General features: G+C 73.4%; 12 protein-coding genes and 1 pseudogene. 7 read left to right on the top strand and 6 right to left on the bottom strand.

Features of this window, described 5'->3' with window-relative positions; translation table 11 throughout:
• Window positions 1-64 precede the first annotated feature (64 nt).
• The 3 genes from glpK to ACZ7LB_RS17445 form a co-directional block, all read right to left on the bottom strand.
• Window positions 65-1,603 carry a glycerol kinase GlpK gene (gene glpK, locus ACZ7LB_RS17455; RefSeq protein WP_471469051.1) on the bottom strand — a complete coding sequence of 513 codons (1,539 nt, stop codon included), beginning with the start codon at window positions 1,601-1,603 and terminating at the stop codon, window positions 65-67.
• 305 nt (window positions 1,604-1,908) lie between these two features.
• Window positions 1,909-2,700 carry an MIP/aquaporin family protein gene (locus ACZ7LB_RS17450; RefSeq protein WP_471469049.1) on the bottom strand — a complete coding sequence of 264 codons (792 nt, stop codon included), beginning with the start codon at window positions 2,698-2,700 and terminating at the stop codon, window positions 1,909-1,911.
• 402 nt (window positions 2,701-3,102) lie between these two features.
• The gene (locus ACZ7LB_RS17445) at window positions 3,103-3,867 is read right to left on the bottom strand and encodes an IclR family transcriptional regulator (RefSeq protein ID WP_471469047.1); all 765 of its coding nucleotides are present in this window, start codon (window positions 3,865-3,867) and stop codon (window positions 3,103-3,105) included.
• A gap of 414 nt (window positions 3,868-4,281) precedes the next feature.
• On the opposite strand from ACZ7LB_RS17445, the gene metH reads away from it, so the two are divergent.
• The 3 genes from metH to ACZ7LB_RS17430 all read left to right on the top strand — a co-directional run bounded on the left by metH (window position 4,282) and on the right by ACZ7LB_RS17430 (window position 10,903).
• Window positions 4,282-7,794, top strand: a complete 3,513-nt coding sequence (gene metH, locus ACZ7LB_RS17440; RefSeq protein ID WP_471469045.1) for a methionine synthase — start codon at window positions 4,282-4,284, stop codon at window positions 7,792-7,794.
• A 191-nt stretch (window positions 7,795-7,985) separates the two neighbouring features.
• Window positions 7,986-8,690, top strand: coding sequence for an HAD family hydrolase (locus ACZ7LB_RS17435; RefSeq protein WP_161226468.1), 705 nt, complete (start codon window positions 7,986-7,988; stop codon window positions 8,688-8,690).
• Window positions 8,691-9,304: 614 nt separating this feature from the next.
• Window positions 9,305-10,903, top strand: a complete 1,599-nt coding sequence (locus ACZ7LB_RS17430) for an ABC transporter substrate-binding protein (RefSeq protein ID WP_471469044.1) — start codon at window positions 9,305-9,307, stop codon at window positions 10,901-10,903.
• Between the two features lie 81 nt (window positions 10,904-10,984).
• On the opposite strand, the gene ACZ7LB_RS17425 is transcribed toward ACZ7LB_RS17430, so the two are convergent.
• On the bottom strand, window positions 10,985-11,656 hold the full coding sequence (locus ACZ7LB_RS17425; RefSeq protein WP_161226472.1) for a response regulator: 672 nt from the start codon (window positions 11,654-11,656) through the stop codon (window positions 10,985-10,987).
• Window positions 11,657-11,861: 205 nt separating this feature from the next.
• Window positions 11,862-12,833 (bottom strand): RecB family exonuclease, encoded by a 972-nt coding sequence (locus ACZ7LB_RS17420; RefSeq protein ID WP_471469042.1) that lies wholly within the window; start codon window positions 12,831-12,833, stop codon window positions 11,862-11,864.
• Between the two features lie 823 nt (window positions 12,834-13,656).
• Between ACZ7LB_RS17420 and ACZ7LB_RS17415 the strand changes: the two are divergent.
• From ACZ7LB_RS17415 to ACZ7LB_RS17405, 3 genes and pseudogenes are all read left to right on the top strand, one after another.
• A pseudogene (locus ACZ7LB_RS17415) lies at window positions 13,657-15,069 on the top strand (site-2 protease family protein); the annotation flags it as partial.
• Window positions 15,070-15,116: 47 nt separating this feature from the next.
• On the top strand, window positions 15,117-16,019 hold the full coding sequence (locus ACZ7LB_RS17410; protein ID WP_471469040.1) for a tRNA (adenine-N1)-methyltransferase: 903 nt from the start codon (window positions 15,117-15,119) through the stop codon (window positions 16,017-16,019).
• 309 nt (window positions 16,020-16,328) lie between these two features.
• Window positions 16,329-16,904, top strand: coding sequence for a hypothetical protein (locus tag ACZ7LB_RS17405; RefSeq protein ID WP_471469038.1), 576 nt, complete (start codon window positions 16,329-16,331; stop codon window positions 16,902-16,904).
• A 96-nt stretch (window positions 16,905-17,000) separates the two neighbouring features.
• Here ACZ7LB_RS17405 and ACZ7LB_RS17400 read toward each other — a convergent pair whose 3' ends face one another.
• On the bottom strand, window positions 17,001-17,306 hold the full coding sequence (locus ACZ7LB_RS17400; protein WP_471469210.1) for a ferredoxin: 306 nt from the start codon (window positions 17,304-17,306) through the stop codon (window positions 17,001-17,003).
• Between the two features lie 248 nt (window positions 17,307-17,554).
• Between ACZ7LB_RS17400 and arc the strand changes: the two genes are divergently transcribed.
• Window positions 17,555-19,321 carry a proteasome ATPase gene (arc, locus tag ACZ7LB_RS17395; RefSeq protein WP_161226476.1) on the top strand — a complete coding sequence of 589 codons (1,767 nt, stop codon included), beginning with the start codon at window positions 17,555-17,557 and terminating at the stop codon, window positions 19,319-19,321.
• The last annotated feature ends 51 nt before the right edge of the window (window positions 19,322-19,372 follow it).

The following is a 19,372-nucleotide window of genomic DNA, read 5'->3' as shown; positions in this document are numbered from 1 at the left end:
CCCGCCGCCGCTCCGGCCCCGTCCGCGTCCGCGTCCGCCCCGGGGCCGGGCGCCCGGCGTCTGGTCAGTCCTCGTCGTCGAGCCAGCCCTTGGTCCGCTCGACGGCCTTGAGCCAGCTCCGGTACTCGCGGTCGCGGACCTCCGGGTCCATCCGCGGGGTCCACTCGGCCGCCCGCCGCCAGTTGGCGCGCAGGTCGTCGGTGCTCGTCCAGAAGCCGATGGCGAGCCCGGCGGCGTAGGCGGCGCCGAGACAGGTGGTCTCCGCGACCATGGGGCGCACCACGGGGGCGTCCAGGACGTCGGCCAGGGTCTGCATCAGCAGGTTGTTGGAGGTCATCCCGCCGTCGACCTTGAGGGTGGTCAGCTCGACCCCGGAGTCCTTGGTCATGGCGTCCGCGATCTCCCGGGTCTGCCAGGCGGTGGCCTCCAGCACGGCGCGCGCGAGGTGGGCCCGGGTGACGTAGCGGGTCAGCCCGGCGATCACGCCGCGGGCGTCGGAGCGCCAGTAGGGGGCGAACAGGCCGGAGAAGGCCGGGACGAAGTAGGCGCCGCCGTTGTCCTCGACGGACAGGGCGAGGGTCTCGATCTCGGCGGCGGTGGAGATCATGCCCATCTGGTCGCGCATCCACTGCACCAGCGAACCGGTGACGGCGATGGAGCCCTCCAGGGCGTAGACGGGCGACTCCTCGCCGATCCGGTAGCCGACCGTGGTCAGCAGGCCGCTGTAGGAGTTGATGATCCTGCGGCCGGTGTTCATCACCATGAAGGTGCCGGTGCCGTAGGTCGACTTGGTCTCGCCCTCGGAGAAGCAGGTCTGGCCGAACAGTGCGGCCTGCTGGTCACCGAGGGCGGAGGCGACCGGGACGCCGCCGAGCAGTCCGCCCAGCCGCCCGCCCCGGATCTCCCCGTAGACCTCGGCGGAGGAGCGGATCTCGGGCAGCATCCGCGGGGGCACCCCGATCGACTCGCAGATCCTCTCGTCCCACCGCAGGGTGTGCAGGTTCATCAGCAGGGTGCGGGAGGCGTTGGTGACGTCGGTGACGTGCCGGCCGCCGTCGGCGCCGCCGGTCAGGTTCCAGACGACCCAGGAGTCCATGGTGCCGAACAGCAGGTCGCCCGCCTCCGCCCGCTCGCGCGCCCCCTCGACGTGGTCCAGCAGCCAGCGGGCCTTGGGCCCGGCGAAGTAGGAGGCGAGCGGCAGCCCGGTCTCGCGCCGGAAGCGGTCCTGGCCGACGTTGCGCCCCAGCTCCCGGCAGAGCGCGTCGGTGCGGGTGTCCTGCCAGACGATGGCGTGGTGGACGGGCTCGCCGGTGTGCCGGTCCCACACGACGGTGGTCTCGCGCTGGTTGGTGATGCCGATGGCCTTGATGTCCTCGCGGGTGATCCCGGCCCCGGCGACCGCCCCGGCGACGACCTCCTGCACATTGGCCCAGATCTCGGTGGCGTCGTGCTCGACCCAGCCCGGCTTCGGGAGGATCTGCTCGTGCTCCTTCTGCTCGACGGAGACGATCCGGCCGTCGCGGTCGAAGACGATGCAGCGCGAGGAGGTGGTGCCCTGGTCGATGGCGGCGATGAAGGGGCCCGCGGTGGGGGCGTCGGTCACGGTGCGCTCCTGGGTCGGTGATGGTGGCCGGGTGTGTGCGGCGGGTGCGAGGGGCCGGGTACCCGCTGGGCGGAAGTCTGGCCGCAGTTCCCCCGTTCCGGCGCGGCGACAGGCGGTCGGCGCCCGCTCTTCGGGCCGGTGCCCGGCGCGGGGTGCTCCCGCTCCCGGTCTCCGGCCGGGGGCTCCGGCCCCGGTTCGGCCCTTCGGCCGCGGTCTCCCGCTGCCGGTCTCCGGCCCCCGGCCCGGGTCTCCGGCCGGGCCCGGCGTCCGGCGCGGCACCCCGGCCCGCCGCTCCGGCGGCCGGCTCAGGCGAACGCCGCGTTGTAGACGCCCGCCGCGGCGGCGCCGCCCAGCAGGGGACCGACGACGGGCACCCAGGCGTACGACCAGTCGGAACCGCCCTTGTTGGGCAGCGGCAGCAGGGCGTGCACGAGGCGGGGGCCGAGGTCGCGGGCCGGGTTGATGGCGTAGCCGGTGGGGCCGCCCAGCGAGAGGCCGATCGAGACCACCACCAGCGCGGTCACCAGGCCGCCCAGGGGCCCGAGGCCGTCGCCCTCGTCGTTGAGGCCCTGGGTGAGCACGGCGAGCAGCAGCACGAAGGTGCCGATGGCCTCGGTGGTGACGTTCTGCACCGCGTCGCGGATCTCCGGGCCGGTGGCGAACACGCCGAGGACGGGGCCCGCGCCCCGCTCCCGGGCCTCGACCGCCCCGTCGGGTGCCTCCGGCGCCGGGCGGCCGACGACGGCGCGGTCGGTGAGGTGGGCGCGGAACTGGCCCGCGTAGGCGGCGTGGACCAGGACGGCGCCGGTCATCGCGCCGAGGAGCTGTCCGGCCCAGTACAGGGGGAGGGTGCTCCAGTCGCCGTCCTTCAGGGCGATGCCGAGCGTGACGGCCGGGTTGAGGTGGGCGCCGGAGAGCGGCGCGGCGACGTAGACCGCCGTGAGCACGGCGAAGCCCCAGCCGAGGGCCACGGCGAGCCAGCCGGCGTCGCGGGCCTTGGACGCCTTGAGCGTCACGGCGGCGCAGACACCGCCGCCCAGCAGGATGAGCACGGCGGTACCGATGGTCTCGCCGAGGAAGATGTCGGAGCTGGACAACCGCGACTCCTTTGTCCTTCGTCCAGGGGAATCCGGGCCGCCGGATCGCTCCGGGGGCCCGGCGCCTCGGTGCGGAGGCGATGGCGGCCCTTGGCGTCGTCACACCCTCTTACGCGCATACCGGCTGGTGTTCGACCATGCCGACCCATGGACGGAGAGTCTTGTCGCGGTTTCGTGTACGCGTCAAGGGCGCGTCGGGGGGGACGGCGCGCGCCCCCGCCACCGCCACCCGCCGCCGCCCCGGCGGGGTGCACGACCCCCGGGGCCCGGGTACCCCGGCGCGTTCCCCGCGCCTTCCCGCGCGGCGCCGGGGTACGCGTCCCGGCCCCGCCGTCTCTTCCCCCGCCCCGCGCCCGGCGGCGCCCCGGCCCCAGGGCCGCCCGGCCCCAGAACCGCCCGGTCTCAGAACCGTCCGGCGCCCAGGTCGCGGGAGATGGCGCGGGCGCAGTCCCGTACCGCCGCGACCAGATCCGGCCGGGGCTCGCCGTCCCGGCACACCCGCTCCACCGCCCCGGTGACGCCCACCGCGCCCACCGTCAGCCACCGCCGGTCGTGGACGGGGGCGGCGACCGAGGCCACGCCCTCCCAGGTCTCCTCCACGTCGGCGGCGTACCCCCGCGCGCGGGTGCGGTCCAGGATCCGCTCGACGTCCTCCCGCGCGCACGGCGTGCGCTCCGTGAACGCCGTGCGCGCGCCCTCCAGCGCCTCGCCGCGCGCCGCCGGGTCGTACGCCGCCAGCACCCTGCCGAGGGCGGTGGAGTGCAGCGGCCGCGTGGTCCCGGTCTCCAGGACCTGCCGGGTGTCACCGGGGCGGGGGACGTGGTGCACGACCAGCACGCCGTGCCGGTGCGGGACCCCGAGCTGGACGCTCTCGCCGCCGGAACGCGCCAGGTCCTCCGTCCACACCAGGGCGCGCGCCCGCAGCTCGTGCCCGTCCAGGTGGGCGGTGCCCAGGCGCAGCAGCTCCGCGCCGAGCCGGTAGCGGCCCGAGGACTCCTCCCGCTCGACGAGGCCCTCGTGCTGGAGGGTGCGCAGGATGCCGTGCGCGGTGCCCTTGGCCAGGCCCAGGGACGAGGCGATCTCCGACAGCCCGAGCCGCCGCTCGCCGCCCGCCAGCAGGCGCAGCGCCGCGGCCGCCCGTTCGAGCGACTGGATGTTCCGTGTCACCGCCCACCGCCTCCGTTCCCTCTCGGCCGCCGGGGCCGCCTGCGGCAGGGCCCGCGTCCTCCCGGGGCCCGCCGTGTGCCGCGATGCCCGTGGGCCGCCGGCCGCGGGCCGCCGGTTCCGTCCCCGGCGGCACGTCCCGCGCGCCCCCTGAGTCCCACCAGTGTTCGGCAATGCCGAACACTACCGGTTCCGGCCGAACCCCCGCCAAACGGCGGCCGACGCCGCCCGTCGGGCGTCGCGCCGATGGATTCCGGCCAACTTCGCCCCACCCGTACCGGTCCGCCTCCCGGACCCCTCGACCCATCACGGCCCGGTCCCCGCTACCCTGGCGGCGTGCGTCACCCCGGATCGTCCCCCGTGGACGGCCCTCCGGGGCGCAAAGCCGACAGCCGTCGCATCCTAGGGAGCCCGTCCATGGCCTCGTCGCCGTCCATCCCCTCCGCCGACACCCGGACCCGTGTGTCCGCCCTCCGTGAGGCCCTCGCCACCCGTGTGGTGGTCGCCGACGGCGCGATGGGCACCATGCTCCAGGCGCAGAACCCCACGCTGGACGACTTCCAGCAGCTGGAGGGGTGCAACGAGGTCCTGAACGTCACCCGGCCCGACATCGTGCGCTCGGTGCACGAGGAGTACTTCGCGGCCGGCGTCGACTGCGTGGAGACCAACACCTTCGGCGCCAACCACTCCGCCCTCGGCGAGTACGACATCGCCGACCGCGTCGAGGAGCTGTCCGAGTCAGGCGCCCGGGTCGCCCGCGAGGTCGCCGACGAGTTCACCGCCCGCGACGGACGCCAACGGTGGGTGCTGGGCTCCATCGGCCCCGGCACCAAGCTGCCCACCCTCGGCCACGCCCCGTACACCACGCTCCGCGACGCCTACCAGCGCAACGCCGAGGGCCTGGTCGCCGGCGGCGCCGACGCGCTGCTCGTCGAGACCACCCAGGACCTGCTCCAGACCAAGGCCTCCGTGATCGGCGCCCGCCGCGCCCTGGAGGCCCTGGGCCTGGACATGCCGGTGATCGTGTCGGTGACCGTGGAGACCACCGGCACCATGCTGCTCGGCTCCGAGATCGGCGCCGCCCTGACCGCGCTGGAGCCGCTCGGCATCGACATGATCGGCCTGAACTGCGCCACCGGCCCGGCCGAGATGAGCGAGCACCTGCGCTACCTCGCCCGGCACTCCCGCATCCCGCTGTCCTGCATGCCCAACGCCGGTCTGCCCGTCCTCGGCAAGAACGGCGCCCACTACCCGCTGGGCGCGCCGGAGCTGGCGGACGCGCAGGAGTCGTTCGTCCGCGACTACGGCCTCTCGCTGATCGGCGGCTGCTGCGGCACCACCCCCGAGCACCTGCGCCAGGTCGTCGAGCGCGTCCGCGGCCTCGTGCCCACCGTCCGCGACCCGCGCCCGGAGCCCGGCGCCGCCTCGCTCTACCAGACCGTGCCCTTCCGCCAGGACACCTCGTACCTGGCCATCGGCGAGCGCACCAACGCCAACGGCTCCCGGAAGTTCCGCGAGGCCATGCTGGAGGGCCGCTGGGACGACTGCGTGGAGATGGCCCGCGACCAGATCCGCGAGGGCGCCCACATGCTGGACCTGTGCGTGGACTACGTGGGCCGCGACGGCGTCGCCGACATGGAGGAACTGGCGGGCCGCTTCGCCACCGCCTCCACCCTGCCGATCGTGCTGGACTCCACCGAGGTCCCCGTCCTGCGCGCCGGGCTGGAGAAGCTCGGCGGACGCGCGGTGATCAACTCGGTGAACTACGAGGACGGCTCCGGGCCGGAGTCGCGGTTCGCGAAGGTCGCCGCCCTGGCGCGGGAGCACGGCGCCGCACTGGTCGCGCTCACCATCGACGAGGTGGGCCAGGCCCGCACCGCCGAGAAGAAGGTCGAGATCGCGGAACGCCTGATCGAGGACCTGACGGGGAACTGGGGCATCCACGAGGAGGACATCCTCATCGACTGCCTCACCTTCACCATCTGCACCGGCCAGGAGGAGTCCCGCAAGGACGGCGTGGCCACCCTCGACGGCATCCGCCTGCTCAAGGAGCGGCACCCCCGGGTGCAGACCACCCTCGGTCTGTCGAACATCTCGTTCGGCCTCAACCCGGCCGCCCGCATCCTGCTGAACTCCGTCTTCCTCGAGGAGTGCGTCAAGGCCGGACTGGACTCCGCGATCGTCCACGCCTCCAAGATCCTGCCCATCGCCCGCTTCGACGAGGAACAGGTCACCACCGCCCTCGACCTGATCCACGACCGCCGCCGCGAGGGCTACGACCCGCTGCAGAAGCTCATGCAGCTCTTCGAGGGAGCCACCGCCAAGTCCCTCAAGGCCTCCAAGGCCGAGGAACTGGCCGCCCTCCCGCTGGACGAGCGGCTCAAGCGGCGCATCATCGACGGCGAGCGCAACGGCCTGGAGGCCGACCTCGACACCGCCCTGACCGAGCGCCCCGCGCTGCGGATCGTCAACGAGACCCTGCTGGACGGCATGAAGGTGGTCGGCGAGCTGTTCGGCTCCGGCCAGATGCAGCTCCCCTTCGTGCTCCAGTCCGCCGAGGTGATGAAGGCGGCCGTCGCCCACCTCGAACCGCACATGGAGAAGACCGACGAGGCGGGCAAGGGCACCATCGTGCTCGCCACCGTCCGCGGCGACGTCCACGACATCGGCAAGAACCTCGTCGACATCATCCTGTCGAACAACGGCTACAACGTGGTCAACCTGGGCATCAAGCAGCCCGTCTCCGCGATCCTGGAGGCGGCCGAGGAGCACAGGGCCGACGTCATCGGCATGTCCGGGCTGCTGGTCAAGTCCACGGTGATCATGAAGGAGAACCTGGAGGAGCTGAACCAGCGCGGGCTTGCCTCCGGCTACCCGGTCATCCTCGGCGGCGCCGCCCTCACCCGCGCCTACGTCGAGCAGGACCTGCACGAGATCTACGAGGGCGAGGTCCGCTACGCCCGGGACGCCTTCGAGGGGCTGCGCCTGATGGACGCCCTCATCGGCATCAAGCGCGGTGTGCCGGGCGCCAAGCTGCCCGAGCTGAAGCAGCGCCGGGTGCGGGCGGCCACGGTCGAGATCGAGGAGCGCCCCGAGGAGGGGCCCGTCCGCTCCGACGTCGCCACCGACAACCCGGTGCCCGCCCCGCCGTTCTGGGGCACCCGCGTGATCAAGGGCATCCAGCTCAAGGAGTACGCCTCCTGGCTCGACGAGGGCGCCCTCTTCAAGGGCCAGTGGGGTCTCAAGCAGGCCCGCACCGGCGAGGGCCCGACCTATGAGGAGCTGGTCGAGACCGAGGGCCGCCCGCGGCTGCGCGGCCTGCTGGACCGGCTCCAGACGGACAACCTGCTGGAGGCGGCCGTCGTCCACGGCTACTTCCCCTGCGTCTCCAAGGACGACGACCTGATCGTCCTCGACGACGCGGGCAACGAGCGCACCCGCTTCACCTTCCCGCGCCAGCGCCGCGGCCGGCGGCTCTGCCTGGCCGACTTCTTCCGCCCGGAGGAGTCCGGCGAGACCGACGTGGTCGGCTTCCAGGTCGTCACCGTGGGCTCCCGGATCGGCGAGGAGACCGCCCGGATGTTCGCGGACAACGCCTACCGCGACTACCTCGAACTGCACGGGCTCTCCGTCCAGCTCGCGGAGGCCCTCGCCGAGTACTGGCACGCGCGGGTCCGCTCCGAACTCGGCTTCTCCGGGGAGGACCCGGACGTGATGGAGGACATGTTCGCCCTGAAGTACCGGGGCGCGCGCTTCTCCCTCGGCTACGGCGCCTGCCCCGACCTGGAGGACCGGGCCAAGATCGCGGACCTGCTCCAGCCGGAGCGGATTGGCGTGCACCTCTCGGAGGAGTTCCAGCTCCACCCCGAGCAGTCCACCGACGCCATCGTGATCCACCACCCCGAGGCGAAGTACTTCAACGCCCGCTGACACCCCGCCGGCGCCCCGGGCGGCCCCCGGAGCCCCGCCCGGCCGTCACCTCCGGAGCCCCGCCCGGGCGCCGGAGGGCTCCGGGGCAAAGGCCGCGCGCTCCCGCCCGGCGGGACGTACACTTGTCGGTCCACTGCAGGCCGGTTCCCTTCGGGGAACCGGCCTGATCGCCCCCCCAAGGAGGTACGTGGATGACCAGTACGGTCCCCGCGCTCGGAACCCTGACGGCCGAAGGCTCCGCCCTTCAGGCGGTGCTGCTCGACATGGACGGCACCCTGGTCGACACCGAGGGCTTCTGGTGGGACGTCGAGGTCGAGGTGTTCGCCTCCCTCGGCCACGCCCTCGACGACGCCTGGCGCCACGTGGTGGTCGGCGGGCCCATGACCCGCAGCGCGGGCTTCCTGATCGAGGCCACCGGCGCCGACATCACCCTGCCCGAGCTGAGCGTGCTGCTCAACGACGGCTTCGAGCGGCGCATCGGCCGCACCCTCCCGCTGATGCCGGGCGCCGGGCGGCTGCTCGCCGAGCTGGCCGCGCACCGGATTCCCACGGCCCTGGTCTCCGCCTCCCACCGGCGCATCATCGACCGGGTGCTGACCACGCTCGGCCCCCAGCACTTCGCCCTCACCGTCGCCGGCGACGAGGTGCCGCGCACCAAGCCGCACCCCGACCCGTACCTGACCGCCGCCGCCGGGCTGGGCGCGGAGCCCGCCCGCTGCGCCGTGGTCGAGGACACCGCGACCGGTGTCGCCGCCGCGGAGGCCGCCGGCTGCCACGTGGTGGCCGTGCCGTCGGTCGCGCCCATCACCGCGGCCCCGCGGCGCACCGTGGTCGGTTCGCTGGAGGAGGTCGACCTGCCCTTCCTGCGCGGTCTGGTGAGCCCCCTGGGGCGGTGACCGCCGCCCGGTCCGCCGCGCGGGTCCCGGCCGCCCCCACCCGTGCCCCCGCCCCCGCCGTGCGCCGGCCGACCGTGCCCCGGCGGCATGTGCCGCGCCCGCCCACGCCCGCCTCCGGCCGCGCCGCGCCCGCCCGCGCCGCGCCCGCCCGTGTCCCGGTCCGCGCCGCCTCCCGGGCGGCGGTGGCACGCCTTCGGGGCGGCCGGACGTCCCGGATGTCCGGCTTGCCTCCCGGACAAGGCCACTTGAGGGGGAACTTCCGTTCACCCGCCACCGGAATGAGTACCTCCGGAGTGGGGGCAAGCTGTGACGTTCCCCACGTTTTCGAGGATCGACAGGTGTGCCCCGATGTGCCTGTGTGCCCCGTTCCGGGGGGTGGAGGAGTGCCCATGTGTCCCGATTGGTGAGATGCTGCACTAATCCTTCCCCTGTCGGCGTTTCGGTGCGTCCACGACCGGTTTCGCTCCGTGATGAGTCCGCGCTCCGGGGCCCTCCGGCGCTCCTACGCGCGCGGACTAACCTCGTCGCGAGAACCTCGGCCACTACCCCCGTGATCCGCCGCGACACCCCTGTGTGCTGGATACACGGACCGACAGCTCTGGAGAAACTCGAGCATGAACCGCAAGACTTTGGTGCTGCCGGCCGTCGTCGGCCTGCTCGCGCCGGTACTCGCCGCCTGCGGTGGGTCCAACGGCGGCAAGGGCGAGGCCATCGTCGTCGGCACCACGGACCGGTTCAGCGCTTCGAAGGAGGCGCCGGCGCCCTTCGACCCGGCGTACGCGTACGACGTCGGTGCCTGGAACATCATGCGCCAGAGCCTCCAGACCCTGATGTCCCAGCCGCGCGGCGGCGGCGACCCGGTGCCGGACGCGGCCGAGCAGTGCGAGTTCACCGACAACGGCAACGAGCGGTACGCCTGCACCCTGCGCGACGGGCTGAAGTTCGCCGACGGCTCCGCCCTCACCGCCAAGGACGTCAAGTTCTCGATCGACCGGGTCCTCGACATCAAGGCCGACACCGGTGTCTCGGCCCTGCTCGCCAGCGTCGACACGGTGGAGGCCAAGGGCGACCGGGAGGTCATCTTCCACCTCAAGGCACCCGACGCCACCTTCCCCTTCAAGCTGTCCGCCCCGGTCGCCGGCATCGTCAACCCGGACAACTACAAGAAGGACGCCCTGCGCGAGGGCTTCTCGGTCGACGGCTCCGGCCCCTACACCATGAAGGCGGAGGTGAAGGACGGCGAGATGACCAAGGCCGTCTTCACCAAGAACGCCAACTACAAGGGCCCGTTGAAGCTCAACAACGGCAAGGCCGAGATCGTCTCCTTCAAGGACTCCGAGGCCATGGGGGCCGCGCTCGGCAAGGGTGACATCGACGTCATGAGCCGCGCGCTGACGCCCGAGCAGATCCGGACCCTCTCCAACGCCCAGGACGACGAGATCAACCTGGTCGAGATGCCCGGACTGGAGATCCGCTACCTCGCCTTCATGACCGAGTCGCCGGGCGTGAGGGAGAAGGCCGTCCGCCAGGCGATGGCCCAGCTCATCAACCGCAGCGAGCTGGTCTCCGAGGTCTACGGCTCCCAGGCCGAACCCCTGTACTCGCTGGTCCCGGCGACCGTCACCGGCCACTCCAACGCCTTCTTCAACAAGTACGGCGACGCGAGCGTCAGCAAGGCCCGGACCCTGCTGGCCGACGCCGAGGTGAGCACCCCGGTGAAGCTCACCCTGCACTACACCACGGACCACTACGGCACCGTGACCAAGAAGGAGTTCGAGCAGTTGCAGAAGCAACTGAACGCCGGCGGACTCTTCGACATCGAGATCGAGGGCCACGCCTGGGACAAGTTCCGCCCGGCCGAGCTGAAGCGCCAGTTCGATGTCTTCGGCATGGGCTGGTTCCCGGACTTCCCGGACGCCGACAACTTCCTCGCCCCGTTCCTCGACAAGGACAACATCCTCAACTCGCCGTACGCCGACGGCCAGATCATGAACACCCTGCTCCCGCAGTCCCGCCGCCAGGCCGACCGGCTCACCGCCGGCGACAGCATGATCAAGGTGCAGGACATCGTCGCCGACGACGTGCCGATGATCCCGCTCTGGCAGGGCAAGCAGTACGTCGCCTACCGGGACACCGTCACCGGCGCCGCCTACGTGCTCAACTCCTCTTCCGGGCTCCAGCTCTGGGAGCTGGGCCAGGGCGTCGGCGGCTGATCCGGACAGCACCCGAGAACGCCCGAGGGGCGCCCGCTTCGCATGAAGCGGGCGCCCCTCGGGCGTCCTCCGGGACGGCGGCTACTGGGCGCCGGGGCGCACCAGCCCGCTCTCGTAGGCGTACACCGCGGCCTGCACGCGGTCGCGCAGCCCCAGCTTGGTCAGCACGTGCCCCACGTGCGTCTTGACGGTGGTCTCGCTGACGAAGAGGTCGGCGGCGATCTCCGCGTTGGACAGCCCGCGGGCCACCAGCTTGAGGACCTCCACCTCCCGGTCGGTCAGGGTGTGCAGGGTGTCCGGGACCGGCTCGTCGCCCGAGGGCAGATGCGTGGCGTACTTGTCGAGGAGCCGCCGGGTGATGCTCGGCGCCAGCATCGCCTCGCCGGCCGCCACCACCCGGATCGCCTGCACCAGTTCGTTGGCCGGGGCGTCCTTCAGCAGGAAGCCGCTGGCCCCCGCCCGCAGCGCCTCCACCACGTACTCGTCGAGGTCGAACGTGGTGAGGACCAGCACCTTGGCCGGGCCGTCCCGCTCGGGCCCGGTGATCTGCCGGGTCGCCTCCACGCCGTCCATCCGCGGCATGCGGATGTCCATCAGCACCACGTCGGGCTGCAACGCCCGGACCTGGTCGAGGGCCTGGAGGCCGTCCCCGGCCTCGCCGACGACCGCGAGATCCTGCTCGGCCTCCAGGATCATCCGGAAGCCGGTGCGCAGCAGCGGCTGGTCGTCGACCAGTAGGACACGGATGGCCACGTGAATCTCCTTCGCTAGTCCGGCCCCATTCTGCCCTGAGCGTGATCGCCGGACCGCCGGGGCCCGCCCCCACCGCACGCACCGCCGCACGCACCGCCGCGCGGGGGCGGTCCGTGCGGTGCCGGGTGCGTGCGCGACGCCGCGCGGCGGGCGCGGACCGCCGTGCCGGTCCAGTACTGCAACGACGCGGAGTGTCGTTGCAGTACTAGCCGGGCACCCGGTCCCCGCCGGGTGCGCGCACCGGCAGCGGATAGGGCGGGGGAGTGCCGCCGTACTCCGGGCAGTGGGCCTGGTGGTCGCACCAGCCGCACAGCTTGGTCGGCCGGGGCCGCCAGTCGCCCGTCTCCGTCGCCAGCCGGATCGCGTCCCACAGCGCGAGCAGCTTGCGCTCGACCCGCTCCAGGTCGGCGGGGACCGGGTCGTAGGTGACCACGTCACCGCTGCCGAGGTAGACGAGCTGGAGGCGCCGGGGCAGCACCTTCTTGAGCCGCCAGACCACCAGGGCGTAGAACGTCATCTGGAACAGCGCGCCCTCGGCGTACTCCGGCCGGGGCGCCTTACCCGTCTTGTAGTCGACGATCCGCACCTCGCCGGTGGGCGCCACGTCGACCCGGTCGATGATGCCGCGCAGCCGCAGCCCGGAGTCCAGCTCGGCCTCGACGAACATCTCCCGCTCGGCGGGCTCCAGCCGGGTGGGGTCCTCCAGCGCGAACCAGCGCTCCACCAGCCGCTCGGCCTCGCCCAGCCAGCGGGCCAGCCTCTCGCCGCCGGGGTCGTCGGCGAACAGCTCGCCGACCTCCGGCCTGCTCTCCCGCAGCCGGTCCCACTGCCCCGGCACCAGCGACCGCGCGTGCGGAGCGGTGCGTTCGGCGGCGGGGGCGTCGAAGAGGCGCTCCAGCACCGCGTGGACCAGGGTGCCCCGGGTCGCGGCCTCGCTGGGCTTCTCCGGCAGCCGGTCGATCACCCGGAACCGGTAGAGCAGCGGGCACTGCATGAAGTCCCCCGCGCGGGACGGCGAGAGGGAAGCGGGCGCCACGGCGGCCGGCGCCACGGCCGCGGGGGCGGCGGACCCGGCCGGCGCCCCCGCCGTCGCGCCGCCGTCCTCCGCCACTGCCGCCGTCGCCGCCGGTGCGGTGCCGCCGGCGTCCCGCGCGGCCTCCTCGATGCTCGTCTCCATGTCCACGAACCTTACGGCCCGGCACCGACAGTCACCCACCGTCGAGGGAACCCCGGGTGCCGGGGCGGGGCACGCGGCACCGGACGCATACCATCGACCGCAGACCCTTCCGCCCGGCAGGCGCGGGAGACGCATCGAACGAGGGGACACCGTGAACGTGAGCGGCGGGAGCGGGCAGCCGCGGTCCGGCAAGGACGAGCCGGCGGAGCCGGAGGCGACCCCCGCGGCCCCGGCCGCCGGTGCCGGTCCCGCCGGACGCCCGCCGGAGGGCGCGCAGTCCGGCCCCGACGCCGGTCCGGACACCCCGGACAACGCCCCGGGCGGGCCCTCGGGCACTCCCGCCGACGGTGCCGGGGAGACGGCCCCGGGCGGCCCGACGGGCACGGCCCCCGCCGACCGCCCCGACCACGCCTCCTCCGACGGCACCCCGCACGGCCCCCCGGCGCCCCCGCCGGGTTCCGGCGACGGCGGGAGCGGTACCCCCGGCGAGGGGAACGGCGACGACGGCCAGACCCCCGACGGCGGTGACCGCGCCCGCGACGGCGAACACCCCGCCCCCGACGACGGCGGGGCCCGCGGCAGCGGCTCCGGGGACCGGGCCCCCGCCCCCGACGGCGACGGGGCCCCCCGCGACACCCACCCCGGCCACGCGCCCGCCCCCGACGGCCACCAGGCCCCCGCTCACGGCGGCGGCGACCGGGCCCGCCACGGCCACCGGGCCCCCACCTCCCACGATGATCGCGGGACCTCCGCCCCCGACGGCGACGAGGCCCCCCGCGACACCCACCCCCGTCACGCGCACGCCGCCAGCGGTGAGGCCCCCACCCCCCACGACGGTGGCGCGGCCCCCGCCCGCGACGGCGGGGACCGGGACCGCCACGGCGACGAGCACGCCGGTGACACCCACCCCCGCCACGCCCACGCCGACAGCGGCGACCACGGCGCCCCCCACCGCCCCGCGCACCCCCCGGGCGCCCACGTCACCGGCCACCCCGCGGCGGGCACCGACCCCGACCACGAGCGGCGCTCCCGCGCCCACGCCGGGGGAGACGCCGGACCGGGCCCCGGCCCGCGGCGCCGCCGCGAGCCCGGCGGCGGGCTGCTGATGGGGCGGCCGTTCGGCGTACCCGTCTACGTCGCGCCGAGCTGGTTCCTGGTCGCCATCCTGATCACCTGGGTGTTCGGCGGCCAGCTCGACCGCGTCCTGCCCGGTCTCGGCGCCGCCCGCTACCTCGTCTCCCTCTTCTTCGCCGTCGCCTTCTACGCCTCCGTCCTCGTCCACGAACTCGCCCACACCGTCGCCGCGCTCCGCTTCAAGCTGCCGGTGCGCCGCATCCAGCTCCAGTTCTTCGGCGGCGTCTCCGAGATCGAGAAGGAGGCCGAGACCCCGGGCCGGGAGTTCGTGCTGGCCTTCGTCGGCCCGCTGCTCTCCCTCGTCCTGGCGGGCGTCTTCTACCTCGCCCTGCTGCCCGTCGACCCCGGAAGCGTCCCCGGCGTCCTGCTGGCCGGTCTGATGATCTCCAACCTGATCGTCGCCGTCTTCAACTTCCTCCCCGGCCTCCCCCTGGACGGGGGCCGGATGCTGCGCGCCGTCGTCTGGAAGATCACCGGCAAGCCCATGAGCGGCACCGTCGCCGCCGCCTGGGTCGGCCGCGCGCTCGCCGTCAGCGTCCTGATCGGGCTGCCGCTGCTCACCCAGTCCGGTGCCCTCGGCGCCGGGGCCGTGGACAACGTGGGCATGGACACCGTGATGGACGCCCTGCTGGCCGCCATCCTCGCCGCGATCATCTGGACCGGCGCCGGCAACAGTCTGCGCATGGCCCGGCTGCGCGAGCACCTGCCCGAGCTGCGCGCCCGCGCCCTGACCCGGCGCGCCGTCCCCGTACCCGCCGACACCCCGCTCTCGGAGGCGCTGCGCCGCGCCAACGCCGCCGGTGCCCGGGCCCTGGTCGTCGTCGACGCGGACGGCGGGCCCGTCTCCCTGGTCCGCGAGGCCGCCATCGTCGGCGTGCCCGAGCACCGCCGCCCGTGGGTGCCCGTCAGCGGGCTCGCCCAGGACATCACCGAGGGCATGCGGCTCTCCGCCGAGCTGACCGGGGAGGAACTCCTGGACGCCCTGCGCGCCACCCCGGCCACCGAGTACCTGGTGGTCGAGGAGACCGGAGAGATCTACGGCGTGCTCTCCGCCGCCGACGTCGAGCGGGCCTTCGTCAAGGCCATGGCCCGCCCCTCCTGACGGGCCGCGTGGTCGGCGGCCCCTCCGGGGACCGGTAGGCTGGTCACATGTCCGAACCGACCGGTGCCGCCCGCAGGCGCGGGCCCTTCAAGGTCGGGGACCAGGTTCAGCTCACCGACCCCAAGGGCCGCCACTACACGTTCACGCTCGAGGCCGGGAAGAACTTCCACACCCACAAGGGTTCCTTCCCGCACGACGAACTGATCGGCGCTCCCGAGGGCAGCGTGGTCCGCACCACCGGGAACGTCGCCTATCTCGCGCTGCGCCCCCTGCTCCCCGACTACGTCCTGTCCATGCCCCGCGGGGCAGCCGTCGTCTACCCGAAGGACGCGGGCCAGATCCTGGCCTTCGCCGACATCTTCCCCGGCGCCCGGGTCGTCGAGGCCGGTGTCGGCTCCGGCTCGCTCAGCAGCTTCCTGCTCCGCGCCATCGGCGACCAGGGCATGCTGCACTCCTACGAGCGGCGCGCCGACTTCGCGGAGATCGCGCAGGCCAACGTGGAGCGCTACTTCGGCGGCCCGCACCCCGCCTGGCAGCTCACCGTCGGCGACCTCCAGGACAACCTGTCCGACACCGACGTCGACCGCGTCGTCCTGGACATGCTCGCCCCCTGGGAGTGCCTGGAGGCCGTCTCCAAGGCGCTGGTCCCCGGCGGCATCCTGTGCTGCTACGTGGCCACCACCACCCAGCTCGCCCGCACCGTCGAGTCCATCCGCGAGATCGGCAGCTTCAACGAGCCGACCGCCTGGGAGTCGATGATCCGCAACTGGCACATCGAGGGCCTGGCCGTCCGCCCGGACCACCGGATGATCGGCCACACCGGCTTCCTGCTCACCGCCCGCCGCCTCGCGGACGGCGTCGAGCCGCCCATGCGCCGCCGCCGCCCCGCCAAGGGCGCCTACGGCGAGGACTACGCCGGCCCCAACGCCGACGGGGGCTCCGGCCGCTGAGGCGCGCCCGGCCCCGGTAGAACGCACCGGCGCCGCGGCGGAGTTCCCCGGGACCGGGCGCAACTCCGACGCGGCGCCGCCGTCTTGGCCGCCCGCTCCGCCGCACCGCCCGCGTACCCCCGCGCCCCAACGCGCACCGGTCGCCGCAGCCCACCCGCGCACCGGCCGCCGTTGCCTTCCCCGCGGCCCCGGCGCACCGCCCCGCGGCGGTGGCCCCGCCCCGCGCACCCCGCCGTTCCCCCGCCCCGCGACGCTGTGGCACGATGCAGGCCACCCCCACCGGCACAGCCCTCACAGGAGACACTCCTCGTGCAGCACCCCGCCGTTCCGGACCTCGCGCACACCCGTGCCCGGCCGATCCACTGGATCGCCACGGCCGCCGCCGTCGCCGGGGTCGTGGCCCTGTCCCCGCTGCTCGCGCCCGGCCCCGCGACGGCCCGGCACACGGCGGCCACCGGTACCGGGACGGCCCCGGGGCGCGCGGCGCCGCCCGACGCGGAGGGCGTGGAGTTCCCCCTGGACTGCGGCCCCGTCCGGGCGGTGGTGGCGAAGAAGGCCGTCGGCGACCTCGACGGCGACGGCCGTCCCGAGACCGTGGCCGCCGTCCACTGCGACGCCCCCATGGGCACCCCGCCCGACGGGGTGTACGTCCTCACGCGCGGCGACGGCGGCGCCCCCCGGCTGGTGGCCACCCTGGTGGACCCCGCCGAGCGCCGGACGGTCACCCGGCTCGCGGTGCGGGACGGAGCGGTTCTCGCCACGCTGCTCGGCTATTCCTCGGCCACGGTGCCGAGTTGCTGCCCCGACCTCTCGGACGACGTGAAGTGGCGGTGGGGCAACGGCGTGTTCGTCCGCGGGGCGGCCGCCGGGGCGCGCGGCGTCTGAGCCGCCGGCCGCCGCCGCCCGTGCGCCGCGCGGCGCCACCCCGCGGGGCGGGCCGCGGCGGCGGTCACCGGACGCGCACGTCACCTCACGGCGCGGTCACGGCGCGTCGGGGCCGTGGACCTCGGTCCCGTCCGAGACGCGGCGCACGTGGATGCACTCGCCGGGGCACTCCTTCGCCGAGTCCACCACGTCCGCGAGGAGCGGCAACGGCACCGGGGCCGCCGCCCCCTGGTCCTGCAGCAGCTCGTCGTCGGCGCCCTTGACGTAGGCCAGGCCGTCGATGTCCAGCTCGAACACCTCGGGCGCGTACTGGGCGCAGATGCCGTCCCCGGTACACAGGTCCTGGTCGATCCAGACCTCCAGTGCCTCGCTCCCGGTACCGGCCTCCTGCTGCACGATCATTCCCATCCTGCCGTTTCCTGCGCCGTTCCCGGCCGGGAATCCGGCCAGCTCCGACGGGTGTTGAACATCTCGACCCTACCTCCGCCGGGATTCTCTTCACGGCCGATGGGTATTCCCCTGGCGTGAGGGAGAGCGCAAGGGTGAAGATCGGACACACCCCGACCGTCTTTGTGATCTAGGGGTTTCAATCGACACCCACCCAGGTAGGGTCTGGAAGCGTCCAGCTCCCCTTGGAGGAGGTGAGGACCGTGGCAGCCCACGACGACGACATGAACCGCGGCATCCGCCCGGGACGCGGGTCCGACGACCCGGCCGGGCAGGTGGCCTATCTTGAGCAGGAGATCGCCGTCCTGCGACGCAAGCTCGCCGACTCTCCGCGGCACACGAGAATTCTCGAAGAGCGGATCGTCGAGCTGCAGACCAACCTGGCCGGCGTCTCCGCGCAGAACGAGCGGCTGGCCAACACGCTCCGCGAGGCCCGCGACCAGATCGTGGCCCTCAAGGAGGAGGTCGACCGCCTGGCCCAGCCCCCGGCCGGATTCGGCGTCTTCCTGCAGGCGAACGAGGACGGCACCGCCGACATCTTCACCGGCGGCCGCAAGCTCCGGGTCAACGTCAGTCCGGGCGTCGAACTGGACGGGCTGCGGCGCGGCCAGGAAGTGATGCTCAACGAGGCGCTCAACGTGGTCGAGGCCATGGCCTACGAGAGCGTCGGCGACATCGTCACCCTCAAGGAGATCCTGGAGGACGGCGAGCGCGCCCTGGTGCTCGGCCACACCGACGAGGAGCGCGTGGTCCGGCTCGCCGAGCCGCTGCGCGGGGTGACCATCCGCCCCGGCGACGCCCTCCTGCTCGAACCCCGCTCCGGCTACGTCTACGAGGTCGTGCCCAAGAGCGAGGTCGAGGAGCTGGTCCTCGAAGAGGTCCCCGACATCGGCTACGAGCAGATCGGCGGCCTCGGCGGCCAGATCGAGATGATCCGCGACGCGGTCGAGCTGCCGTACCTCTACCCCGACCTGTTCAAGGAGCACGAGCTGAGGCCGCCCAAGGGCGTCCTGCTCTACGGCCCGCCCGGATGCGGCAAGACGCTCATCGCCAAGGCCGTGGCGAACTCGCTGGCCAAGAAGGTCGCCGAGGTGACCGGCCAGGCCGCGGGCAAGAGCTTCTTCCTCAACATCAAGGGCCCGGAGCTGCTCAACAAGTACGTCGGCGAGACCGAGCGGCAGATCCGCCTCGTCTTCCAGCGCGCCCGGGAGAAGGCCAGCGAGGGCACGCCGGTCATCGTCTTCTTCGACGAGATGGAGTCCCTCTTCCGCACCCGCGGCTCCGGCGTCAGCTCGGACGTGGAGAACACCATCGTCCCGCAGCTCCTCGCGGAGATCGACGGCGTGGAGGGCCTGCAGAACGTGGTCGTGATCGGCGCCTCCAACCGCGAGGACATGATCGACCCCGCCATCCTGCGGCCCGGCCGGCTCGACGTGAAGATCAAGATCGAGCGCCCGGACGCCGAGGCGGCCAAGGACATCTTCGGCAAGTACCTCACCGAGCGGCTCCCGCTGCACACCGAGGACCTCGCGGAGCACGACAAGGACAAGGCGGCCACCGTCCAGAGCATGATCCAGACGGCGGTGGAACACATGTACGCCGAATCCGAGGAGAACCGCTTCCTGGAAGTCACCTACGCCAACGGCGACAAGGAAGTCCTCTATTTCAAGGACTTCAATTCCGGCGCCATGATCGAGAACATCGTGGGCCGCGCCAAGAAGATGGCGATCAAGGACTTCCTGGAAAAGGACCAGAAGGGCCTCCGCGTCTCCCATCTCCTCCAGGCGTGCGTGGACGAGTTCAAGGAGAACGAGGACCTCCCCAACACCACCAACCCGGACGACTGGGCCCGGATCTCCGGAAAGAAGGGCGAGCGGATCGTGTACATCCGCACCCTGGTCACCGGAAAGCAGGGCGCGGACACCGGACGCTCCATCGACACGGTGGCGAACACCGGGCAGTACCTGTAGAAGCGGGGCGGCTGCGGGTGCCCCCGGCGGGTACCCGCAGCCGGCTGTTTT

Source organism: Streptomyces sp. NPDC107521 (assembly GCF_055598485.1).
This window is presented reverse-complemented; position numbering and strand designations above follow the sequence as displayed.

Excerpts from the sequence above, each read along its gene's own strand:
- metH (WP_471469045.1), top strand. The coding sequence starts at position 4,282 with ATGGCCTCGTCGCCGTCCATCCCCTCCGCCGACACCCGGACCCGTGTG.
- ACZ7LB_RS17400 (WP_471469210.1), bottom strand. The coding sequence starts at position 17,306 with ATGATCGTGCAGCAGGAGGCCGGTACCGGGAGCGAGGCACTGGAGGTC.
- ACZ7LB_RS17430 (WP_471469044.1), top strand. The coding sequence starts at position 9,305 with ATGAACCGCAAGACTTTGGTGCTGCCGGCCGTCGTCGGCCTGCTCGCG.
- ACZ7LB_RS17420 (WP_471469042.1), bottom strand. The coding sequence starts at position 12,833 with ATGGAGACGAGCATCGAGGAGGCCGCGCGGGACGCCGGCGGCACCGCA.
- ACZ7LB_RS17410 (WP_471469040.1), top strand. The coding sequence starts at position 15,117 with ATGTCCGAACCGACCGGTGCCGCCCGCAGGCGCGGGCCCTTCAAGGTC.
- ACZ7LB_RS17435 (WP_161226468.1), top strand. The coding sequence starts at position 7,986 with ATGACCAGTACGGTCCCCGCGCTCGGAACCCTGACGGCCGAAGGCTCC.